The organism is Arthrobacter sp. zg-Y916, assembly GCF_020907385.1.
Classification (GTDB): Bacteria; Actinomycetota; Actinomycetes; order Actinomycetales; family Micrococcaceae; genus Arthrobacter_B; species Arthrobacter_B caoxuetaonis.
Genome location: NZ_JAJJOD010000001.1, coordinates 906863 through 928812, shown reverse-complemented (window position 1 = coordinate 928812; position 21950 = coordinate 906863). Strand labels below are relative to the sequence as shown.

General features: G+C 64.8%; 21 protein-coding genes. 3 read left to right on the top strand and 18 right to left on the bottom strand.

Annotated elements, in window-relative coordinates:
- Positions 1–2 precede the first annotated feature (2 nt).
- From LOC59_RS04420 to LOC59_RS04385, 8 genes are read right to left on the bottom strand one after another with little or no spacing between them, the layout of a single operon-like run.
- The gene (locus LOC59_RS04420; protein WP_227894537.1) at positions 3–770 is read right to left on the bottom strand and encodes a 3-hydroxybutyrate dehydrogenase; all 768 of its coding nucleotides are present in this window, start codon (positions 768–770) and stop codon (positions 3–5) included.
- A complete protein-coding gene (locus LOC59_RS04415) occupies positions 767–1405 on the bottom strand; it encodes a TetR/AcrR family transcriptional regulator (protein ID WP_229970712.1) in 639 nt (212 codons plus the stop codon). Before LOC59_RS04415 ends, LOC59_RS04420 begins: the two co-directional genes overlap by 4 nt.
- Entirely contained in the window at positions 1402–2994 is a 1593-nt protein-coding gene (locus tag LOC59_RS04410; RefSeq protein ID WP_229970710.1) for a class I adenylate-forming enzyme family protein, read from the bottom strand. The genes LOC59_RS04415 and LOC59_RS04410 overlap by 4 nt, the downstream gene beginning before the upstream one ends.
- A complete protein-coding gene (locus LOC59_RS04405) occupies positions 2991–4121 on the bottom strand; it encodes a branched-chain amino acid ABC transporter permease (protein WP_227894534.1) in 1131 nt (376 codons plus the stop codon). Before LOC59_RS04405 ends, LOC59_RS04410 begins: the two co-directional genes overlap by 4 nt.
- The gene (locus tag LOC59_RS04400) at positions 4118–4996 is read right to left on the bottom strand and encodes a branched-chain amino acid ABC transporter permease (RefSeq protein ID WP_227894533.1); all 879 of its coding nucleotides are present in this window, start codon (positions 4994–4996) and stop codon (positions 4118–4120) included. Before LOC59_RS04400 ends, LOC59_RS04405 begins: the two co-directional genes overlap by 4 nt.
- On the bottom strand, positions 4993–5802 hold the full coding sequence (locus LOC59_RS04395) for an ABC transporter ATP-binding protein (protein ID WP_227915393.1): 810 nt from the start codon (positions 5800–5802) through the stop codon (positions 4993–4995). Before LOC59_RS04395 ends, LOC59_RS04400 begins: the two co-directional genes overlap by 4 nt.
- On the bottom strand, positions 5802–6560 hold the full coding sequence (locus LOC59_RS04390; protein WP_227894531.1) for an ABC transporter ATP-binding protein: 759 nt from the start codon (positions 6558–6560) through the stop codon (positions 5802–5804). The genes LOC59_RS04395 and LOC59_RS04390 overlap by 1 nt, the downstream gene beginning before the upstream one ends.
- Positions 6561–6570: 10 nt before the next feature.
- The gene (locus LOC59_RS04385; protein ID WP_227894530.1) at positions 6571–7773 is read right to left on the bottom strand and encodes a substrate-binding domain-containing protein; all 1203 of its coding nucleotides are present in this window, start codon (positions 7771–7773) and stop codon (positions 6571–6573) included.
- Positions 7774–7975: 202 nt separating this feature from the next.
- Here LOC59_RS04385 and LOC59_RS04380 point away from each other — a divergent pair, with 202 nt between their 5' ends.
- Positions 7976–10069 carry an acyltransferase family protein gene (locus tag LOC59_RS04380; protein ID WP_231713622.1) on the top strand — a complete coding sequence of 698 codons (2094 nt, stop codon included), beginning with the start codon at positions 7976–7978 and terminating at the stop codon, positions 10067–10069.
- 21 nt (positions 10070–10090) lie between these two features.
- On the opposite strand, the gene prfB is transcribed toward LOC59_RS04380, so the two are convergent.
- Entirely contained in the window at positions 10091–11209 is a 1119-nt protein-coding gene (prfB, locus tag LOC59_RS04375; protein WP_227894529.1) for a peptide chain release factor 2, read from the bottom strand.
- A gap of 134 nt (positions 11210–11343) precedes the next feature.
- Between prfB and LOC59_RS04370 the strand changes: the two genes are divergently transcribed.
- Positions 11344–11679, top strand: a complete 336-nt coding sequence (locus tag LOC59_RS04370) for a hypothetical protein (protein ID WP_229970708.1) — start codon at positions 11344–11346, stop codon at positions 11677–11679.
- Here the strand turns inward: LOC59_RS04370 and LOC59_RS04365 are convergent.
- From LOC59_RS04365 to LOC59_RS04330, 8 genes are all read right to left on the bottom strand, one after another.
- Positions 11674–13182, bottom strand: a complete 1509-nt coding sequence (locus tag LOC59_RS04365) for a DUF2142 domain-containing protein (RefSeq protein ID WP_227915396.1) — start codon at positions 13180–13182, stop codon at positions 11674–11676. The genes LOC59_RS04370 and LOC59_RS04365 overlap by 6 nt on opposite strands.
- Before the next feature lie 263 nt (positions 13183–13445).
- A complete protein-coding gene (locus LOC59_RS04360; protein WP_227915397.1) occupies positions 13446–13904 on the bottom strand; it encodes a pilus assembly protein TadG-related protein in 459 nt (152 codons plus the stop codon).
- Positions 13901–14362 carry a hypothetical protein gene (locus LOC59_RS04355; RefSeq protein WP_227894526.1) on the bottom strand — a complete coding sequence of 154 codons (462 nt, stop codon included), beginning with the start codon at positions 14360–14362 and terminating at the stop codon, positions 13901–13903. The genes LOC59_RS04360 and LOC59_RS04355 overlap by 4 nt, the downstream gene beginning before the upstream one ends.
- Positions 14334–14765 carry a TadE family protein gene (locus LOC59_RS04350; protein WP_269440039.1) on the bottom strand — a complete coding sequence of 144 codons (432 nt, stop codon included), beginning with the start codon at positions 14763–14765 and terminating at the stop codon, positions 14334–14336. Before LOC59_RS04350 ends, LOC59_RS04355 begins: the two co-directional genes overlap by 29 nt.
- 13 nt (positions 14766–14778) lie before the next feature.
- Positions 14779–15009, bottom strand: a complete 231-nt coding sequence (locus LOC59_RS04345; protein WP_227894524.1) for a hypothetical protein — start codon at positions 15007–15009, stop codon at positions 14779–14781.
- 77 nt (positions 15010–15086) lie between these two features.
- On the bottom strand, positions 15087–16022 hold the full coding sequence (locus LOC59_RS04340; RefSeq protein WP_227915399.1) for a type II secretion system F family protein: 936 nt from the start codon (positions 16020–16022) through the stop codon (positions 15087–15089).
- Entirely contained in the window at positions 16019–16873 is an 855-nt protein-coding gene (locus LOC59_RS04335) for a type II secretion system F family protein (RefSeq protein ID WP_227915400.1), read from the bottom strand. Before LOC59_RS04335 ends, LOC59_RS04340 begins: the two co-directional genes overlap by 4 nt.
- Complete coding sequence (locus tag LOC59_RS04330; protein WP_227915401.1) at positions 16870–18096, bottom strand: CpaF family protein; 1227 nt, start codon at positions 18094–18096, stop codon at positions 16870–16872. Before LOC59_RS04330 ends, LOC59_RS04335 begins: the two co-directional genes overlap by 4 nt.
- A 674-nt stretch (positions 18097–18770) precedes the next feature.
- Here LOC59_RS04330 and LOC59_RS04325 point away from each other — a divergent pair.
- Positions 18771–21308, top strand: a complete 2538-nt coding sequence (locus LOC59_RS04325; protein WP_229970706.1) for a GH25 family lysozyme — start codon at positions 18771–18773, stop codon at positions 21306–21308.
- Here the strand turns inward: LOC59_RS04325 and LOC59_RS04320 are convergent.
- A complete protein-coding gene (locus LOC59_RS04320) occupies positions 21305–21784 on the bottom strand; it encodes a GtrA family protein (RefSeq protein ID WP_227915403.1) in 480 nt (159 codons plus the stop codon). The genes LOC59_RS04325 and LOC59_RS04320 overlap by 4 nt on opposite strands.
- Positions 21785–21950: the final 166 nt, after the last annotated feature.

Here is a 21950-nt window from a genome sequence, read left to right as displayed (position 1 = left end):
AGTCATCGCGCACTCCACCCCCCGTCCATCGTGTAGGAGGCACCGGTGACCATTCCGGCGCCCGGTCCGGCAAGCCAAGCCGCGAGGGATGCGACTTCCTCCGGCTCCACCAGGCGTTTGACCGCTGATTCCGTGAGCATGATGGAGGCCACCACCTCCTCTTCCGGAATCGAATGGATCCGGGCCTGGTCCGCGATCTGGGTTTCGACCAGCGGGGTTCGCACATAGGCCGGGTTGATGCAGTTGGACGTCACGCCGTGTGGCCCGCCTTCCAGCGCGGTGACTTTGGACAGCCCCTCCAACGCGTGCTTGGCGCTGACGTACGCACTCTTGAAGGCGGAAGCGCGCAGTCCGTGGACGGACGAAATGTTGATGACGCGCCCGAAGCCGCGTTCATACATACCCGGCAGGACGGCACGGATCAGCAGGAACGGAGATTCGACCATCAGCCGGTGCACCAGGCGGAACGTGTCCGGATCGTATTCGTGGATGGGGTTGATCCGCTGGATGCCGGCATTGTTGACCAGGATGTCAGCTTCCAGGGACAGGTCTTCGAGGGCGTGCGTATCGCTGAGGTCGACTTCCCAGGCCGTTCCTCCCGTTTCGGCCGCCACCCGGGCGGCCGCCTCCTTGTTGATGTCGGCCACGGTCACTTTGGCACCGAGAGCGGCGAAGGTGCGTGCGCACGCTTCGCCGATGCCGGACCCTGCTCCCGTGATGAGTGCCGTCCGCCCGTCCAGCGACGGCCCGCTGAGTGCATCCGTTGTCATTCTCCAGCTCCTTTACCGGGCGCAACCGGCGCCATTCCGCGTTCGATGAAGCGCATCATTTCTTCAAACTCCGCTTCCGGAATCTCGGCGACGGCACCTGCCTCGGTGTCGGCGTCCTTATTCCAGAGCACCCACCGCATCCCGAGCATCTCCCCGATGCCCATCAGCGCCCACGCCACGGTGTCCACGTCCATCTCCCGGATGTCACCGGCCTCGCGGGCGGCTTTCAGGCCTTCCACGTAGCCGTTGACGATCCGCGTGTAATGCATGCGCAGCGCACCGGGTGAGACAAACTCTGCCTGCCGGATGATCCTGTACAGCGCCGGGTGTTCGGCAGTGAACCGGAAGAAGGCACGGAAACCGGCACGCTCGGCGTCGATCCGGTTTCCTGCTGCCCTGGCGGCCTCGGTCATGGCATGCCGGACGCGGCGGTTCAGGTCCTCGACCACCTCGTCGAAGATCGCTTGCTTGCCCTCGAAGTAGAGGTAGAAGGTCCCAAGCCCTACACCTGCCTCTTCGGTGATCTTCACGATCGACGCATCGTGGTAGCCCAGCGACCCGAAGACCTCTTCAGCTGCGGCGACCAGCCGTGCCCTGGTGCGGGTGCCCCGGGCGGTTCGCGGTGTTGTGCTCATGCGTTGTCCTGACGGTGGGAGACGGGTCCTGCGGGTTGGTCGTGGAGGGAGGTGGCCGGGACCCCGGGTTCCGGTTTCCCCAGCCGTGACCTGGCGATCTTGTGCAGCGAGGTGCGGGGCAGCCCGTCCACGAAGGAGATTCGGGAGGGGACCTTGAAGCGCGCCAGCCGGGCAGAGCAGTGTTCGAGCAGCTCGAGGGCATCGGCTGCGGTACCCGGGCGGCGGACCACATAGGCGATCCCCGTTTCACCCCACTGGGGATCGGGCACCGAGGTCACTGCCGCCTCCGCCACCGCGGGGTGCTCGCGCAGGACAGCTTCGACTTCGGCGGGAGCAACGTTCTCGCCGCCCGAAATGTAGATGTCCTTTAACCGGTCGATGACGCGCAGATAACCGTCCGCATCGCGCTCCACCAGGTCTCCGGTGTGCAGCCACCCGCCCGCGAGCGCCGCGGCGGTCGCTTCGGGGTTCCGGAAGTAGCCCTGGAAAACCCCGGGGCCGGCGACGAGGAGTTCCCCCGTGCAGGGGCCCGCCTGCAGTTCTCCGGTCACCGGGTCCGCAACTGCGACATCGACGTGCGGATACGGTTTGCCTGCCATGCCGATCCGGGCTTCGGCTTCTTCCTCCGGCAGGCACAGCACGTTGGGGCCCGCTTCGCTCAGTCCATACCCCTGTGCCAGTGCGACGCCCCGGGAGTGCCAGGTGCGCAGCAGCGGAGCGGGCATGGGCGCCCCGCCCACGACGGCGCGGCCCAGGCTGGAAAGGTCCGCGGACGCGAAGCGCGGGTGGGAGGCCAGCATCAGGTAGTTCGCGGGGACACCCATCATGGTGGTGACGCGCCGGTCTTCGATCAGCTGCAGGATCCGTCCGGCGTCGAACGTCCTTTCCAGAACCACTGTGGCTCCTGTCCACCAGGCCAGCAGCGGCTGGATGTTCCAGCCTCCTGCATGGAACTGCGGCAGCACGGCCAGCACGACGTCGTGGCTGCCGATCTCTGCAGTCCGGGAGAGGGAGAGATTGGTCCAGAAACAATTGGCGTGGCTGAGCACCACGGCTTTAGGGTCCGCCTGCGTGCCCGAGGTGAACACCATCAGCAGCGGATCGTCGTCGTCTGTCGTTCCGCCCGCAGGCCGTTCGCCGGGCGGAAGCAGGTGCAGCGGCGGAGGCGGGCCCGCTTCGACGCCGGTGCGTCCCAGCGGAGCAGCCGGCGGCGGCACCGGCAGACGGGAAGCGGCCGCCGCCGCGACGGAGGAGAACTCGTCCTCCACCAGCAGCAGGGCGGGGTCCGCCAGCTGCAGCTGCGCGGCAAGCTCCCGGGCGGACAGGCGCCATGACAGAGGGACCAGGACCAGCCCCGCTTTGGCGCAGGCGAAGAACAGGACCACGTGGTCGGCGCTGTTCCCGGTTACTGTCGCGATCCGGTCCCCGTGCCGGTAGCCGGCGTCCTGGAACGCACTGGCCAGTGCCGCGGCACGGGTGTCCAGTTCCCGGTAGCTGAGCCGGACACCGCGGTCATCGATCGCGGTGCGGTCAGGTGTGGCCAGCGCACGGTCCGCCGTCCAGCGGCCAAGGGTATGCAGCCCGCTCATCCGGCTTCCTCCAGGATCTCCCGGGGCCGGGCAGCGTCTTTTTTGCGTCCCTTCAGCCGTGCGGCCGCTCCGGCCAGGCCGCCGGGCAGGAACAGGACCACCAGGATGAACAGCGTGCCGAGCAGGAACAGCGGCTCGCTGAGCGGGATGTGCAGGATCGGCGGGAGACCGGCAATTGCCTCCGAGTTTGCGAGCGCCGTCAGCCGCTGGTCCAGCATCGTATAGACGACGCCGCCCAGCACGGCACCCCACCGCGAACCCACACCGCCCAGGACCACCATGACCAGGAGCGTAATGGTGAAGTCCGAGGAGACGGCCCGCGGCACGGCACCGGATTGCAGGAGCAGGTAGGTCATGCCGACCACACCGGCCAGGGTCCCCGCCACGACGAAGATCAGCAGCTTGGCGAGGTACGGCTGCAGGCCCAGCACCCGTACCCGCATCTCGTTCTCCCGCACGGCGGCGGCGACGTGTCCTGCCCGGCTGCGCTGGATCCAGGCCGTCACGAGGAAAACGGTGACCAGTGCGGCCAGGGCCAGCCAATACAGGTTGCGTGTGTTGGCGACGCCCACCAGGAAATCCGGGACGTGCTCGGTGGCCAGGCTTAGCCCTTCCTCTCCCCCGGTGGCGCCGTCGGGATTCCTGCGGACCATTACCGAACCGGCCTGCGCGAAGGCGAGGGTGACCATGGCGAACGGGATGCCGGTGACCCGCAGGGCGACGGCGCCGGTGAGGTTCGCCAGCACAATGACCGCCACGAGCGTCAGCGCCATGGCCGGCAGCAGCGGCAGGCCGGTCCGGTCCAGGATGATGGCAAGACCGTAGACTCCTGCCCCGAAGTACAGCGCGTGGCCGAAGGAGAGCATGCCCGCCACTCCGAGGAGCAGGTGGTAGGTCAATGCGGCTGCGGCCATCAGCATGCACAGCGCCATCAGCTGGAGCGACCCCGGCGTATAGGTCGGGCCGGGCAGCAGGCCCGGGACGGAAAGGTTGAACAGCGGCAGGACAGCCAGGACCACGACGCCGGCCGCACCGGCAGCCCAGGCCAGCGGACGCCGTCGGCCCTTCTGCGGTTCCGGCTTCGGCCGGTGTGCCCTGGTGTCCTCCCGGACCTGGGTTGCGCTCATGCGGTTACCGCCTTTCCCATCAGTCCGGAGGGTCTTGCCAGTAGTACGGCGGCGAGGAGGAGGACCACCACGAAGTCCCCCACTCCCCAGTAGAAGTTTGCGAACTGCTGCAGGATGCCCACCGCCACGGAGGCCAGCGCTGCTCCGGTGAGGGACCCGAGCCCGCCGATCACCGTCACGATGAAGGCGAAGATCAGCAGTGAACCGCCCAGCAACGGCGACACGTAGCCGAAGTAGTGGCTGGCGAGCACGCCTCCCATGCCTGCCGCGGCTCCGCCGATGGTGAAGACAAGCGTGAACGCGCGTCGGACATCGATGCCCAGTGCGGTCACCATGGACCGGTTTTCCACTCCCGCCCGGATGATCATGCCGTACCGGGTCTTCTTCAGGAACAGCAGGAGCCCGGCCAGGACCAGTCCGGCAGCGACAATGGCGACGAACCTGTCATTCGGAATCCGCGCACCGAGGAGCTCCGTGGTCTCTTTGAGCCAGGGCGGCCCGGTGATGAAGGACGGATCCGTTCCCCAGATTCCTTCGAACAGGGCTACGGAGGCGAGCGAGAGACCCACGGTGACCAGGACCTGTTCAATGTGCCGCTGGTACAGGGGACGGATCAGGATCCGTTCGGTGAGCGCGGCGAAGACGGCTCCGGTCACGGCTCCGACAGCCAGGCTGATGAGGAACACTCCCCAGCCGCCTGCGCCCAGCGCCTGCGCAGCCTGCCAGCCGAGGAAGGCACCGAGGGTGAGGAAGGACCCGTGGGCGAAGTTGAGCACTCCCATCAGCCCGTAGATCAGGGAAAGTCCCGAGGCGACGAGGAAGTACAGCGCGCCCAGGCCGAGGCCGGTGACGATGAGCAGGACAATGGTGCTCACGCTTCACGCACCTTTCCGGCCTCCGGGGCCTGTGCCGTGAGTTGGCCGGCCGTGCCGGAGGATCCTGCCGCGTCCCTGGCAGGTTCCGGAGCGCCGCCGGTGTGGACCCCCAGCAGCCGGTGGAAGAGCTCCGTGTCATCGAGGAACTCGCCTGCGTCCATGCCGGTCAGGGCGACTTTGCCGCCGCTGAGCACCGTGACGGTCGAGGCCAGCTGGCGTACGACGGTCAGGTTCTGTTCCACGAGCAGGATCGGAACGCTCCGGGCAGCCTCAGCCAATGCCTCGCTCACTTCCTGCACGATCTTCGGCGCGAGTCCCTTGGTCGGTTCGTCCACGAGGAGCACCTTGTTGGTGTTCAGCAGCGCGCGGGCCAGGGACACCATCTGCTGCTGCCCGCCCGACAGGGTTCCGGCCATCTGGGCCGACCGTTTGACGAGGTCCGGGAAGAGGTCCTCCACGAGCTGCCGCTGCGGATGCCCGTCCCGTTCTGCCAGCTTCAAGTTTTCCGCGACCGTCAGGCGGGAAAACACCTCGCGGTCTTCCGGAACGTAACCCACTCCCCGCTGGATGATGCGGTGGGTGTGTTCGCCGTCGATCCGGGCGCCGTCGAGCTCCACCGTCCCGGTACGGGAAAGCAGGCCGATGATGGCCTTGATGGTACTGGTCTTGCCGACTCCGTTGCGCCCCAGCAGGGCCGTGACGCCGGCCGCCGGCACTTCGAAGCTGACGTCCTCCACGACCTGCTGGCCGCCGATCGAAGCGGACAGGTTCGCCACCCGCAGGATGGGCACGGGAATGTGGTTCATCAGACGGGTTCTCCCAGGTAGGCGCTTTGGACCAGCGGATTCGCCATGACGGCTTCGGGGGTGTCGATGGCCAGGAGGCTGCCGTGATGCATGACCGCCACCCGGTCCACCAGGCCCAGGACCACCTCCATGTGGTGCTCGACCATCAGCACCGTCCGGCCGGAGTCGCGGTGCATCCTGCGGATCACCTCGGACAAGGCCGGAACGTCTCCGGACCCGACGCCGGCCATCGGCTCGTCGAGCAGGATCACTTCGGGATCAGCGGCCAGCAGCATAGCGATTTCAACCTTGCGTTTGTCCCCGTGGGACAGCCCTCCCGCGGCGGTGCCCGCTTTGCCGGCGATTCCCGCCTCTTCGAGGTGCCTTTCAGCGATCCGGGTCGCCCCGTCACCCCGATGCGGGAAACGCAGCAGCGACAGGCTCCCGCCGAGACGTGCCTGCGCAGCCAGCCGGACGTTCTCCAGCACGCTCAGCTGCGGGAACAGGCTGGACGTCTGGAAAGTGCGGCCCAGCCCGGCTGCGGCACGGCGGTGCACGGCCAGCCGCCCGACGTCGTTGCCTGAGACTGCCACGGTGCCCTCGGTGGGTCGCAGCAGCCCGGAGATGACGTTGAAGAGGGTGGTTTTCCCGGCTCCGTTGGGGCCGATCACGCCTACCATCTCCCCTTGCGGAACGGTAAAGCTGATGTCTTCCAGGATCCGTGCGCCGCCGATCATCAGGCCGACGCCGGAAAGCTCGAGCGCGTTGGGGCTGTCCATACGGGCGGGCCTACTTCGCGGCTTCCGGCGGTGCCACCGCATCGGCAGCAACCGTGTCGACCAAGGTGGGAACCCAGGTTCCGCCCTCGTCCGCCAGCGTGACCTGGTACATGTCCTGCAGCAGTGCGTGGTCGGAGGCGCGGACTGTCGTTGTGCCCTTGGGCCCTTCGAAGGAGTAGCCCTCCAGCGCCGCGACCATGGCGTCGACGTCGTTTCCGCCCTCGCGGACTGCCTGGACGATCATCTGCCCGGCCACGAAACCGTCCGGGGTGAAGAGGTCGGCTTTCTTGCCGGCCGCCTCGACTGATTCGATCATGGCCTTCTCGACGTCGTTGCCGCCGGCACCCGGGAAGTAGTGGTTCAGGAAGGAGATCTTGGTTCCGGCTGCTCCATAGGCACCGAAGGTCGCGGCGTCGCCGAGTCCGGTCACGATGGGCGCGGCTTCGAAGGCACCCTGCTGGTCCAGGGCCTGCCACATGGAACCGGAGGTCGCGCCGGCCCAGGCGACGAACGCCATGTCGGGGGCAGCATCGATGAGCTGGCGGGCAAAGGGCGTGAATTCGGTGGCGTCCTCGGGGACCAGCACGCTGCTCACTTCCGCTCCCTGTGCGCCCAGGACGGCTTCCACTGCTGCCAGGTTGCCCTGTCCGAAGGCGTTGTCCTGCGCGAAGACCACGACCTTCTTGCCTTCGAGGTCCGGCACGAAGGAACCTGCCGTCGCGACGTCCTGCAGGGACTGCCGGCCGGAGCGGAAGGTGTATTTGTTGATGCCCTGAATGGCGTCGGTGGCGGCCGGACCCGAGATGTACAGGACCTGGTTCTGTTCGGCCTGTTCGGCGAGTTTCAGGGCAATGCCGGAAACCACGGTGCCGGCAAGGATCTTGTAGTCCTGGCCGATCAGGTCTTTGGCGACCGTGACCGCCTTGTCCGGGTCGCCGCCGTCGTCGTGGTACGTAATGTTCAGTTCGGTGTCCCCGACCTTACCGGTGCCGTCTGTGGCGTAGTCGATGCCGGCCTGCAGGCCTTCGTAGTAGGCCTCGCCGTAGGCGGCGAGCGGCCCTGTCTTCGAATAGACGATCCCGACGTCAACGCTCGACGGCGCTTCGCCGCCCTCGGCGGGTGCGGTGCCGGAATCTGCGGCAGGGGCGCAGGCCGAGAGCGTCAGCCCTGCGGTGACGGCCGCTGCGAGGAGGAACTTCTTTGTTGCCTTCACGGTGGTGCCTTTCGGTGCGGTGACTGGCGTTGCCCGGCCCGTTGCGGGCCCTGCAAACCTGAAAGGCGATTCAGGTTACGGAAAATGTAGAACATGAATCACACTGCGTCAATGGCCACCCGCCGACATGCCTTATCCCGGCGAAGGCGGAATTGGCTGGCTCAGAAGCCGAATATAATTGCCGACTGTGCCCCCACTCTCTTTGAGCGCCCCAGCGTTCGGCCCTGCACGGGGCAGCCGTCCAACGAGGTTTCCCGCCGACACGCTTCCTGCGCGCCACCGGCCGGATATCCAAGGTCTGCGCGCCCTGGCCGTCGGAATTGTGGTCTGGTATCACATCTGGCCGCAGACCCTGCCGGGCGGGTTTGTGGGAGTCGACGTATTCTTTGTCATTTCCGGATACCTGATTGTGGGGTCCCTTGCACGGGAGGCCATGTCCACCGGGTCACTGAAACTCGCCAAGTTTTACAGCAGGCGTATAAAGCGCCTGCTGCCGGCTGCTGCAACCGTGCTTTTGGCGACCCTCGCAGCTACTGTGCTGATTTTCCCACAGGGACGCTGGCAGAGCGTCGCCCGGGATGTAGCCGCCTCGGGCCTGAACATCCAGAACTGGAACCAGGCCTTCTCAACAACCAGCTACGAGGGTGCAACAGCTTCAGTATCCCCGCTGCAGCACTTCTGGTCACTGGCCGTAGAAGAGCAGTTCTATTTGGTCGTACCGCTGCTCATCCTTATCTGTGCCGCTGCTTCCGGGGGCCGCAGGCCCAGGCGGTCGCTGCTGATTTCCGCGCTCACCGCCGTTGCACTGGCCTCCTTTGCCCACTCGGTGATCTTCTCCGCCTCGAATCCGGACCTGGCATATTTCTTCACCACAACACGAATTTGGGAACTGGCCCTCGGCGGCATGCTGGCAGTGGCCTTTCCGCAGCTGCGTTCCAGGCCCCACCTGTCGCTGCTGCTGGGATGGCTGGGGCTTGCCATGGTCCTGGCTTCCGCTGTGCTGTTCTCCACTGCCATGGACTTCCCCGGTTATGCCGCGCTGCTGCCGGTACTGGGAACAATGGCCCTGCTCCTGGCCGGCAGCACGATTCAGGAGCCTGGTTTTGGGTCGGCGGCCCGCTGGCAGGCCCTGCGGCCGGTTACGTATCTGGGCGATATCTCCTATTCGCTGTACCTCTGGCACTGGCCTGTGATTGTCTTTTCGGTCTACGTCCTGGGGCCGAATCCGGGCTGGCTCCACGGCGGCGCAGTCGTAGTGCTCAGCGTGGCGCTGGCAGCACTGTCCACCCGTTTCGTCGAGGAGCCGTTCCGCAAGCTTGAACCAAAGCCGCGCCGCGGCGGACGGCGCCGGGCTGCGGCACCCGCGTACCGCCCGGTTTTCACCCTGGGTGCGCTCCTGACTTTGGTCCCCATAGCCGCCGCCACGGCACCCTATCTGGTCGTAGAACAGAAAACGCGTGCCCTGAGCCAGGAACTTGACCTCGCAGCCTACCCGGGCGCCGGTGCCGTGCACGCCACCGCACCCGTACCGGACATGCCGGTACGGCCTGACCCGGCGGTCGCGGGTTCGGACCAGCCCGACGGCGTTGAAGCCTGCCTGACTGCCTGGGACCCCAGGACGATGGAGCTGGAAGACTGCGTTGCCGGTGACACTGGCAGTTCCCGGAGCATAGTGCTGGTGGGCGATTCGCATGCTGCGCAGTACATGGGATCCGTCGACCTCCTCGCGCGGGAAAGCGGCTACCGGCTGTATGTGCTGGCTCGAAACGGCTGCCCTTTCAGCTTGGAACCACTTCATTCGGGCACAGTAATCCACCGGACCTGCGCGGGAATCAATACCCAGACCGTCCAGGAGATCATTGATCTGGACCCGTCGTTTGTGCTGACCGCTTCGCTCTCGCCCGCCGGATATGAGGATGCCTTGGACTGGGGTTGGGACAGTCAGGAACAGGCGAAGCTGGGGTATGCGAATGCCCTGGCACCGCTGCGGGATGCCGGGCTTTCAGTTGCGGTCCTCAGCGACGTGCCCTATCCGCCGTTCAACGTGCCCGAGTGCGTCTCCGGCAGCGCGGACCCCGCTGACTGCAGCTTCCCCGCCTCCGGGGAAGCGCCACCGCTGACCCTGGCGGCGCAGGAACTCGACGGTGTGACGCTGGTCGACTTCCGCGGATACTTCTGCCCGGACGGGCAGTGTCAGGCCGTGCTGGGAAACGTGCTGGTGTACCGGGACAATCACATCACCGATTCGTTCGCCAAGACCCTTGCGCTGCCACTGCGGGACAGCTTGGGGATCTGACGCGGGCCGGCTCGGGGTTGCCTAGTTGCGCGCTGAAACGCTCCCATTGGCGCGCCAGCGGATACCGGCGTCGATGAAGTCGTCAATCTCCCCGTCGAACACTGCGGAGGTGTTGCCGACTTCGTGTTCGGTGCGCAGATCCTTGACCATTTGGTACGGATTCAGCACGTAGGAACGCATCTGGTCGCCCCAGGATGCCTTCACATCGCCGGCGAAAGCCTTCTTTTCGGCGTCTTCCTGTTCCTTCTTCAGCAGCAGCAGGCGCGATTGGAGCACCCGCATGGCAGCGGCGCGGTTCTGCAGCTGCGATTTCTCATTCTGCATCGACACCACGGTCCCGGTCGGGATGTGGGTCAGGCGCACGGCCGAATCTGTGGTGTTCACCGACTGGCCGCCCGGGCCCGAGGAACGGAACACGTCCACGCGGATCTCATTGTCCGGAATATCGATGTGGTCCGTCGCCTCGATAAGCGGGATGACCTCGACGGCGGCAAAGGACGTTTGGCGCCGTCCCTGGTTGTCGAAGGGGCTGATGCGGACCAGCCGGTGGGTACCGGCTTCCACCACGAGCGTGCCGAAGGCGTAGGGAGCCTTGACTTCGAAGGTCGCCGATTTGAGGCCGGCCTCTTCGGCGTAGGAGGTGTCGAGCACCTGGGTCGGGTAGCCATGGCGCTCGGCCCAGCGCAGGTACATCCGCAGCAGCATGTCAGCGAAGTCTGCCGCGTCCACCCCGCCGGCGCCGGCCCGGATGGTCACTACCGCTTCGCGTTCGTCGTATTCGCCGGAAAGCAGTGTCACCACTTCGAGCTCTGAGAGGGCCTTGCGCAGCGATTCCAGTTCCAGGACCGCCTCGGCCTTGCTGTCGGCGTCGGCTTCATCCTGGGCAAGCTCCACGAGGACCTCAAGGTCATCGATCCGGGCTTCAAGCCGCTGCAGCCTTTCCAGCGCGCTCTGGCGGTGCGAGAGTTTCGACGTGATCTTTTGAGCGGCGTCGGGGTCGTCCCAGAGGTTCGGCTCGCCGGCCATTTCGCTGAGCTCGGCGATATCTTCCTTCATCGCTGCGACGTCTGACACGTCCTCGATGGAAGCGAACGTGGAGCGGAGCGCGCGGATTTCTGCGGGAAAATCGATTTCTGCCATGGTGTTTACAGACTACGCCATGGGCCGGGCGCAGGTCCGTGTGCTGCCTCCAGCGAAGCCGTGCCGCGTGCCGTATGACGGCGCGACGCACCGGGTTACAACGCGGTCTCTGTCAGGCGCCCGGTAGTACATTGGTGCTGTCACGACCGGAAAGGAGCATCGCCATTTCCACGAACCGACTCCCAGGAGCCCCCGCCCGCCATCCCGAGTCCGGACGCAGGTATGACCGCGCTGAGCTCGAGGAGCTGGCGGCCCAGGGCGATCCGTGGGCCCACGCCAAGCTCGATGACTGGGACCTTTACGAGGCCACTGACTACGTTGGCTCCCTCCGTGACCGCTGCCCCGACGCAAGCTGTGAGCTTTACGGCGAGCGCGTCACCTTCTGTTATGCCGACGACGGCACCCTGCTCGAGGTGGATCACGGCGGCTGGAGCCATTACGCCCCTCAGGAGCAAGCCAAGGCTTCATAGGTCAGCGGGCCATTTTCTCCGCTTATGGCTTGTAAGCGTGCGTTCGGATATGTGTCCCGCAGCGGCAATAAGATACCGGTACACGAGCAATCCCCCGACCGAAACGACACAAACGTAGCCTAGGGTCAGCACTGTCCACGGCAGTGGGGGCTGCCATTCGGGTGACAACAGGAAGCGCCCCCAGTTCGGCGTTGCAGTCACGCCGACGGCGTACCTGCGTAGTACGAACACAAAGCTGGCCATGTGGGCCACCGCAGTCAGGCAAATGAGCAGCCGCAGTACATTTTTGGTCCTCGACGCGATCGGCAACTGCAGGGACTGACTGACCGTTCCGCAGCAGAGCAGGACCACTACCACCAGTGCCAGCACGTACCGGCCCTGCCAGATCCAGCCGAGTTCATTGATGACCTGAGCCTGCATAATTGGCGGGACCGCCACTAACGAGGCAATCAACAGGAACACGGCGAACCGGCTACCCCGCCTCTCTACAGTCAGGCCCAGCACGGTCAACAAAGCCATCAGGCTGTACCAGAGGATGTAAACGGCCATCGGGAGAGGCGTGTCCAGCCAGCCCATGTATCCCACGTAACCCGTCGCATAGTCGAAAGTTCTTTCCAGCATGATGATCGCGGCGTCCGCCTTCGTAAGGTCCACACCTGTACCTGTAAGACTGTCGAAACTATTTGCGACCGCGAACCAAGCGAGGCTTAGGCCGCAGCCCACACCCACCAGTGCCGTCATCTCCAACCCCAGGCCATCCCGAAAAACCCGCATCAGTGGTCGCCAGCCGTAGATACATAGCGCCGCAGCGGCAGCCAGCGCCATCCAAAGCAGTGACAGTGGGCGGGTGTTTGCGAGAACAAACCCGGAAATCCCCACAAAGACAATGTTTGGCCTGACGCTCCTGAGCGTTTCGGAGCCCAGCACGACGCAAAGATTTAGGAAGAATGCGGCGGCAGCGGAAATCTCTAGCGCGTTGGGGTTGATGGAGCCCGTCAGATACAAAACCATAGGGGTGATCGAAACGATGGCCCCAATGAAGGGCCACAGCGGGCGTTTAAACTTCGAGGCAGCGGCGAACGTCATCGCGAAGAACACGGCGCAGAAGACGGCACTTGCAATCCGCATGGCGTAGATGGCGGGAGCTCCGCTGAGGAACAGCGAAGGAAAACCCGTCACGAAGTAGTAGAGCGGGTTGTAGTTTCCTGCGGTAGTGGTGGCTGGAACGAGTTCTGTGTCATTTCCTACGGGATCCGCGCAGGAAGCGGGAGTATCCGCGTCAAAGGCAAAACATTTGAGGGGCTCCATCGACGCAATAAACGAAGGCACAGTTACAGCCGAAGCGTCGCCCTGCTCATCTCCCGGGGTACCGAGCAGTTCCCCCCGCGCCACGGCCGCAGCCTTGACGGTATGCGAATTCTCGTCCGGCACCGACATCAGCGGTGAGGCTAGCGACCACAGCGTGCCCAGCGCACATAACAGCAAAAAGGACAGAACGAACATCTGTCTCCCTGAAGTTCTGCCGTCCCCGGCCGGGCTGACAGTTCCGCACCCCTGGGTGCCCACCTTGTGGATGGGTGTGCTTGACGTCAACTAATTCTCGTTTCTTCGAACCGGGTTGGAAGTTCCCGAGTACCCAGTCATTGGGTGGCCCAATCTGATTGGCTGGTGAAGGCCACGGTCTCTAGACCGTCTGGGACTTTATCCACGATAGATTCTAGGTCTTTCCGGCCAGGACCGTACCCCTCGTACTCCTCCGGTCGCTGTCACCGCGTCAGCTGTGCGCGGGCGTCGCTTTCAGCGCTGATCCTAATACCGTCTGGCACCAGGAGGTTCACTATCGGTGGATGTACAACGGCGGTGAGGACCACCTGGGCCGTACGGCCATCCGGTGTGCCGGTCTCGGGGGAAATTTGAAGAGCGGTAATCCGCTCCCCTGCCCTGCTGTCCGCCAGATACTGCTGAACCGCGGCCGTGACCGCTCCGGATTCGAGCTGTGCAGCCGGGGCTGTGCCGGGCTCCGTGCCCTGGACCTGCGACAGCGAAAAGGTGTCTGCTGCCGCGAGCGCCGCCCCGTCAGCGGCCGACAGAAGCTTCTTGTGCCCCAGATAGACCGATGAGGCCCCTGCAACGACGGTGATGACAAGCAGCGCGAGCAGCACGTACCCAATAATCAGGACACCTACCTGGCCGGATTCACCGTCTCCTGTGTGCTGTTCACTCATGATCCGAAACGCTCCACTGTCTGCATTGATGTCGAGTCGACCCGAACGGGTGCAAGATCCAGTCCCGGGATCGAGGCGAAGAGTGGAAGCGGGACGTCAAAGGCCACTGTGACTGTCACTGTCGATCCCGGGGCCAGGCACGCAGCGGAGCACGTCACATCCATCTCCATGCCCGAGGCATCGAAGCCGAAATCGGAGAAGGCCAATCCCGCTGCGTCACGGGCGGCCGCTTCCGGCGTACCGGCAGGATCTGCTGCCGCATAAACCTTGGCAGCGTGGTCTGCCGCGCCCGTAACTGCGTAGGAAGCGCCCTGCACCTGCCCCAAGGCCACGATGAAGTAGACCAGCGGAACCAGGAGCAATACTCCCAGGAAGATGAACTCGACGACGGCGTTTCCGTCATCACCGGCACCCTCCTTGAAGGCCGTCCTAATCCGTCGCCGCAGGCCAGTGGGCATGGCCGCTCACCTCGATTCCTCCCTGCGGTCCCAAAAAGCCGATCACTGGAAGCGGAGCGCTCACACGCACCTGCAGCATTCCTGCACCGCCGCCGGTCCGTGAGTAGGTAACGTCCTCTGCAAATACCGGTGACAGGGACTGTGAGATGAGGTCACGGGTCCGTTCCACTCCGTCTTCCGGCGTGCGGTCTGCCAGGGTGCCGTAGCGCGCTCCGGAGGAAGCCGCATCGATGAGGGTGTTGCGAACGTGGAGGATCAGCGCCAGCTGAATGACGGCGACGGCGATGAGGGTCAGCAAGGCCCCCACCAGGACAAAGTCGACGACGGCGGACCCGTCCTCCGCAGCAAGCTCTTTTGCGGCTCGTTCCCCGGTGCCGGGCACTCCGGCTGCCGCCCTCTCCAATTGCCGGATGGGTCTACCTCCGGACCTGTGCAATGGCGGATTCGAACAGGTCCAGGAGCGCTTCCTGGGCTACGACAAGGATGGCGGCCACGAGAACAGCCGACATCAACGTGATCATCACCCATCCCGGCACGTCCCCCCGCTCATGGTCGTCGTCCGAAGGTGCGGCGGCTGCCCGCAGCCGTGTGAGCAGGGCGAAGGCCAGCAGCCCTGGCAGGGAACGGAGCCTTGTTCGCGTAGTCATATGTGACCTTTCGTCGTTGATCTTCGATATCTGGTTGGTGGGCGCCGCTCTCTGTGACGCATCCTGGACGGAGGTATTCACAAGCCGATCCTCAGGAGGGACAGTCCCGGATAAATCGCAAAGAGCACGGTGAGCGGCAGGACGCCGAAGACCAGGGGAACCATCATGGCGATTTCCTTTTTTCCGGCCGCTTCCATGAGTTCGCGTTTGGCGAGGTCCCTGACGTCCTGCGCCTGGGCGCGCATGACGTCCGCCAGGGGCGTGCCGCGCTCAATAGCCACCGAGATTCCGTCGATGAACCGGGCCAGCGGGGCCAGCTGCGTCCGTTGGGAAAGGTCGGCCAGCGCCGTCAGCAAGGGCACTCCGGAGCGGGTTTGCGCGAGGACCCGGCCGAATTCCCCGGCCAGCTCCCCGTTCGCGGTCCGGGAAACCCGTTCCAGTGCACCTCCGGCACTCTCGCCGGCGCTGACGGCGAGGGCCATCATCTCTGCCAAGCTGGGAAACTCCGCAAGCATTGATGCTTCTCGGCGGCTGATCGCCTTGGTCAGCAGGTAGTCCCTCAGAAGATAGCCAAGGATTCCTCCGGCGGCTGCCAGCAAGACGACACCCGGAACGGAGATCCTCCCGTTGAAGACCAGCCAGACTCCTGCGGCTGCTCCGGCGGCCAGTCCGGTGGCGGCGTAGAGAACCTGTTCGGACCGGAACTCCACTACCGTGGTTTGCCGCCCTGTGCGTTCCAGCCGCTTATAAAGGGCCGGGGCCGCAGGGTTTAGCCGCTCCAGCCTGGCGACCGCACTGTGGAGGACTGGTCGGAAGACTCTCTCCAACGGGCCGAACGGTGTGATGTCTGCACTGGTCAGCAGGCGTGAGCCCGGGGCTCCTGAACGCAGCTGCGGAGCGATCCGCTCCGTGAAGGTGCGCGGCCGGAGAAACGGCAGCCGGACAACGGTCAGCCACAGTCCGATCCCCAGGCCCGCTCCAGCCAGCCACGCAGCCGGAAGTGCCCCAGTCACTGCAGAACCCGCCGGTCGGCCGGAAGGGCTCCAATACGCAGCATCAGCTGGTAGCAGACAACGGAAACCACCATTCCGGCAATAAGCACCATGGCCCCCGCCGGCGTGTTGTATGCCGCGACCGCCGCCGGGTTGGTCGCCATCAGCAGCAATACGATCCACGGCGCTGCGACCGCGAGACGTGCGGCGTTGACCGTCCACGACTGCCGCGCAAGCAACTCGCTCCTGGTGCGGGCGTTCTCCCGCAGGAATTCAGCGAGCGTACCGAGCAACCGTCCAAGATCTGATCCTCCGACCTGCCGGGTGATCCTCAGGGCCTCGACGATCCTGTCCCCTACGGGATCCGCCAGCCGTTCCTTCAGGCCCTCGAGCGCAGTATCGAATGAACCACCCGAACGGTACGCCATCCCAAACTCACGGAATGGTTCACGGAGTTCCGCCGGTCCGTTCTCTCCCAGCTGGATGAGCGCTTCGGGCAAGGACAGGCCAGCGCGGATGGCCGAGCGCAGATGATCAACGGCATCGGGCCAGAGTTCCATGAGGGAAGCTGACCTTTTGCCTGCCTGCCACCGGACAACGCTCACGGGTAGTGCGCAGGCGAAGGCACCGAAACAGCCTCCGATGGGAAGGGAACCGGTGAGTACCCACGTCATGAGAAACGCGAAGAGCCCGAGGACGACGCTGCTGACGACCAGGCCGCTGGGCGTCACCGACCGGATACCAGACGCCGTGAGCAGTTCCGCCAGCCTGCCGGGACGGGACCGTTTCGCTGGTTTCTCCGGCAACACCCAGCACGACCACCAGATGAGGAACAGGCCAAGGCCAAGTGCCAGTCCCGCCAGGCCCGTCATGCCGCCGGCTCCAGCAACTCGGTGAGGTTCATTCCGGCACGCAGGAATTTTTCCGGGGACGGCAGCGACGAGGGGCTGGGTACAAGGCGGCCTTCCTCACGCTGAAAGACCAGGGAGGATTCGATGATTCCGTTTTCCACCCGGCGTCCGAGGGCCAGGATCTCGGAGACCTCCCGCCGTCCGGAAGGAGTCCGAACGCAGTGGATCACCAGGTCGATGCAGGACGCAACCGTCGGTACCACGAAGGCACTGGAAATGTTGGCTCCTGCCAGGAGAGGCAGCGTGGAAATCTTGGTGACGGCGTCGTGCGCACTGTTGGCGTGCACGGTGCACATCCCCGGCAGGCCGGAGTTCAAAGCGATGAGCATGTCCAGGCTCTCAGCCTCCCGGACTTCACCGACGATGAGCCGGTCGGGGCGCATCCGGAGGGCTTCCTTAACCAGCCTGCGCAGCGGAATCTCTCCGTTTCCCTCCAGGTTGGCCTGCCGGCACTGCAGTCCCACCACATCGCGCAGCGGCAGCTGCAGTTCAAAGATCTCTTCCACAGTGACCACGCGTTCCCTGGCCCCGATCGATGCCGCCAGACAATTGAGCATGGTGGTCTTTCCAGCTTGCGTGGCGCCCGAGACCAGGATGTTCAGGCCACCTGCCACGGCTGCAGAGAGGAACCGGGATGCCTGAGGCGTCAGCGTTCCGAGCTCTACAAGGTGTTCAAGCCGGCTGGCCCTGACAATGAATTTGCGAATGTTTACCGCCCAGTGACGCCGGGTCACATCCGGGATCACCACATGCAGCCGGGACCCGTCCGGGAGGGCGGCGTCAACGAACGGGGACGAAAGGTCCAGGCGCCGGCCGGAGGACTTCAGCATCCTCTCGACCAGGTCCCTGACCTGGTCCTGGGTCAGGGAAAGGGCCGTCAGCTCTGAGCGTCCGCCGCGGGCAACGTAGATCTCACGCGGCGAATTGATCCAGATCTCTTCCACTGTCGGATCGTCCAGCAGGGGTTGCAGCGCACCAAAGCCGGCGACGGCGTCGAACACGCGTTTGCGTGCCTGGTCCAGTTGTCCAAGGGCCGGCAGCGAACCCAGCATGGAGCGCTCGTCGTAGTCCTGCACGGCCGCCTCAACCAAGCGGCGCACCTCGGGAACCTGACTCGCGGGGTCGAGCCCGCGCACGCGGATGAGCTCCCTGACCTCATCCTCGACAATACGCACAGCATCCATGGCGCTCCCCCGGGCTACTCAGCATCCCCCTCCGGGCAATGCGGCAACGAGACAAAACCTGCAGGCCATCTCGGCCATGCGGCAGAGGATAAGTTATTTCGCCTGTGCTGGCGAGAGTGGCGGTTCTGGGGTGTGGAAAAGGTCTGGGCTGTTCGGCGCGCAAAACAACCCGGCACGCTTCCGCACTGATGTCCTCGCGCGTAGCTTCCTACGGACCTAAAACCGAGCACGCAGAGGTTGTCCATATATCCGGACCACGAAGATCCCTTTTTCATCATATGCAACAACAATCACACGGGCACCGGTAATGTTCACCATGATCCGCTCTCGCCCCTTCTGGAGACCCAGTGCAACAATCCCACCTCGCGCCCATCCTCGCAGGCATCCTCAGCCTCACTCTGGTTGCCTCTGCGGCGCCGGCTTACGCCACCGTCGATGTGCCAAACCCGGTGGCCTCTGAAATTCCATCAAACCCGGAGACTTCAGATTTGCCGGAGGTGGCACAAAGCCTGCCCGGCGCCGACCCCGCTGCGACAGACCTACCCGGCGCCGCCCCCGCTGCGACGGATCCGTCGTCGTTGCCCGGTGGCGACGGATTGGACAGCACACCTCAGACGCCCACCGCGCCGGTGCCTGCACCAGAACCAGAATCGTCGCACGAAGAAGCGGCCCCCTTGCAGCAGGAAGCCGCCGAGGAGGAACTCAAGGAAGTAATCGGTATCCTCGGCGCCAAAATGGGTCAGGGCCTGGAACGGCTTCAGGAAACAAGCAACGCCCAGGTCCCGAGCGCAGCAGAGACTGAGGAGCGCATCGAAGCAGAGCAGGTGTTGATCGGCCAAGGTCTTGCCGATCCGCACCTCGCTACTGACCCTGAACAGGCGGCATCCGCCTCCGCGGCTACTGGTTCCTCTTCAGCGGGACCGGTTTCCGCGAACTCCGCTCTCTTCTGGTCCCAGGCTCCCGCTGTATCGCTTGCAGCGACATGGAAGCCCGCAGGTATTCAGGGGATGGACGTCAGCAGCCACCAGACGGCGGTGAACTGGAGCCGGGCGTGGAACCAGGGCGCACGGTTCGCCTACGTCAAAGCTACGGAACACACCACATACAAGAATCCACGTTTCACCAGCCAGTACACCGGGGCCGGTTCGGTGGGCATGTACCGTGGCGCCTACCACTTCGCAATTCCAAAGAAGGATTCCAGCGGCGCAGCCCAGGCCAATTATTTTGTGAACAACGGCGGAAGCTGGTCCGCCGACGGCCGCACCTTGCCGCCCCTCCTGGATATCGAATACAACCCCTATCCGGAGCTAGGCAACACCTGTTACAACTTCTCGGCTTCCCAGATGGTGTCCTGGATTCGGGACTTCTCTAATACGGTCAAGGCCCGCACCGGCCGGCTGCCCATGATCTACACCACCGCCGACTGGTGGAACCGCTGCACCGGCAACAGCACTGCCTTCGCCAACCACCCGCTGCACATCGCCAACTACAGCACTGCAGGTCCCGGTTCGATGCCGGCCGGATGGAGAACCTACAACGTCTGGCAGTACAGCAGCACCGGCCCTTTCGACGGCGATTCAAACGTCTGGCGGGGATCGGCTGACGACCTTTCCCGCTTCGCGATGAACGGAGCGGCTCCGGACTGGACCCGCAGGGTACTCAGTCCCGGCGACTTCAACGGCGACGGCCGGCCGGACCTGCTCACGCGCCGGGCAGACGGAACGCTCTGGTTCCATGCGGGCACCGGCTCCGGAAGCTTCTCCTCACCCCGCCAGATCGGCAGTGGCTGGCAGGTCTTCAATGCACTGGTAGCTGCCGGTGACTACAACGGTGACGGCCGGGCTGACATTGTGGCCCGGCACGTGGACGGCAACCTATACTTCTACGCCGGAACCGGCTCTGTTTCAGCGGTCAGCGAGGGATACCGTCCGGGGGAGGTCATTGGACGCGGCGGGTGGGGAGAGTTCCGCCACCTCCTTGGCATCGGGGACAACAACGGCGACGGCCGGACGGACATTCTTGCCGTGCGACCAAACGGCTCCGCAGTCATCTACCGGGGCACGGGCACAGGGGCCCACGGCCAGGCTGTTTCCGTATCTGGAGACTGGTGGCGCTTCAGCGACTTCACAGGAACCGGTGACTTCAACGGTGACGGGCGAATCGACGTCGCCGCCCGAACCTCCGACGGTCGTCTCTGGTTCCTGCAGGGCTTGGCGGGCGGATCCTTCGCGCCCGGACATGTGATCGGCACTGGCTGGAACATTTTCAGCACCGTGCTGGGCGGAAACGACTTCAGCGGCGACGGGCGCACTGATCTCCTCGGCATCGGCGCTGATTCGCGGGTGTGGTTCTACCAGGGAACCGGCGCAGTCTCGGAAGGCTACAACACCGGTGTCCGGCGGGGAACAGCGGCCTGGACCAAACAGAAGCTGGCAGCCGCAACCCCTGATTTCAACTCGGACGGAGTCGCGGACTTGCTCACCGTGGCAACCGACGGGGTGCTCTGGTTCCAGCCGGGCAGAGCCAACGGTACGTTCGGCACCCGGATCAGGATCGGCTCCGGCTGGCAGATCTATTCAGAGATCACAGGCGTGGGCGACTTCAACGGCGACGGCCGCAATGATCTGCTGGCCCGCAAGCCGGACGGCACGCTGTGGTTCTACGCCGGAACCGGGCGGGTGTCCGCCTCCAGTGAAGGCTACGGACGGGCGGTGCGGATCGGCACCGGTTGGAACAACTACACCCAGGTGCTCGGTGCCGGCGACCTGACCGGGGACAGTAGGCCGGATCTACTGGCCCGCGACCGCTCCGGCAACCTCTGGCGATACAACGGAACAGGTATCGTTCGCGGAAGCAGCGAGGGTTATGCGCACGGAACGCTGATAGGGCGCGGGGGCTGGGACGGATTCACCGCCCTCGCAGCTCCCGGGGACTACGACGGCGACGGACGCAGCGACATACTGGGCTGGTCACCGGACGGCCGGCTGTCCCTCTGGCGCGGAACCGGGAGCGGCTCCCTAGGCGTACACGAGACCGTTGGAACCGGATGGAATGCCTTCAGCCGTATGTTCCAGGCCCCCTCATCTGCCACCGGAGGACGTCTTCTCGGCGCGGTCGACCGCGCAGGAGTCTACTGGACCTACCCGCTGACCGGTATGCAGCAGGAAGGCTACCGGCAGGGCGTGCGGAAGGGCGTCCTTCCGCCGGGCTAAGCTTCGCGGGCCGGGGCCGGAGACGGCGTTTCGTTCCCGAATCCGCCCCGCACTGCGAACACCCAGTACTTGTAAGCAAAAAAATTCCACACCGTCATGGCCGCAGTGGAGATGATCTTCCCGAGCATGTAGCTGCTGCCGATGGCTTCAAAGCCGGAGACAATCAGGCTGGCAGCCACCGTGTTCACTCCCACCAGGAGCATGTACTTGATGAAGCTGGTCCCCCGGGTCGGGGTCCCGGAGAAAGTGAAATACCGTTGCAGCAGGTAGTTGACCGCCAGGCTGGTCAGGAAAGCGGCGGCCGTGGCCAGCCACAGCACCACCCCGAAGACCTCGTAGAGCAGGACGAGGAGAGCAAAGTCGATGGCGAAGGACAGGACGCCCACCAGCAGGTACCGTCCCGCCGGACCAAAAACCAGATTTCGGAAGCGGGCCAGCGGCACTGTGGAACCCTTCGGATTGTCTTCGCGCGGCATGTGCGGTGCTCCTCTGGTCCTGGTGCTCGATCCAGCCCCCGGGCCTGCCGAGCGCATGCTCTCTCGCGAACGCTCCGCATGACGGGCCTTCGGGGTTCGGCTACGATGTTAGCACTGGACGCTTCGGGATTGTCCGGCACGTCGCGCAGATGTAGGCATCCGCAGC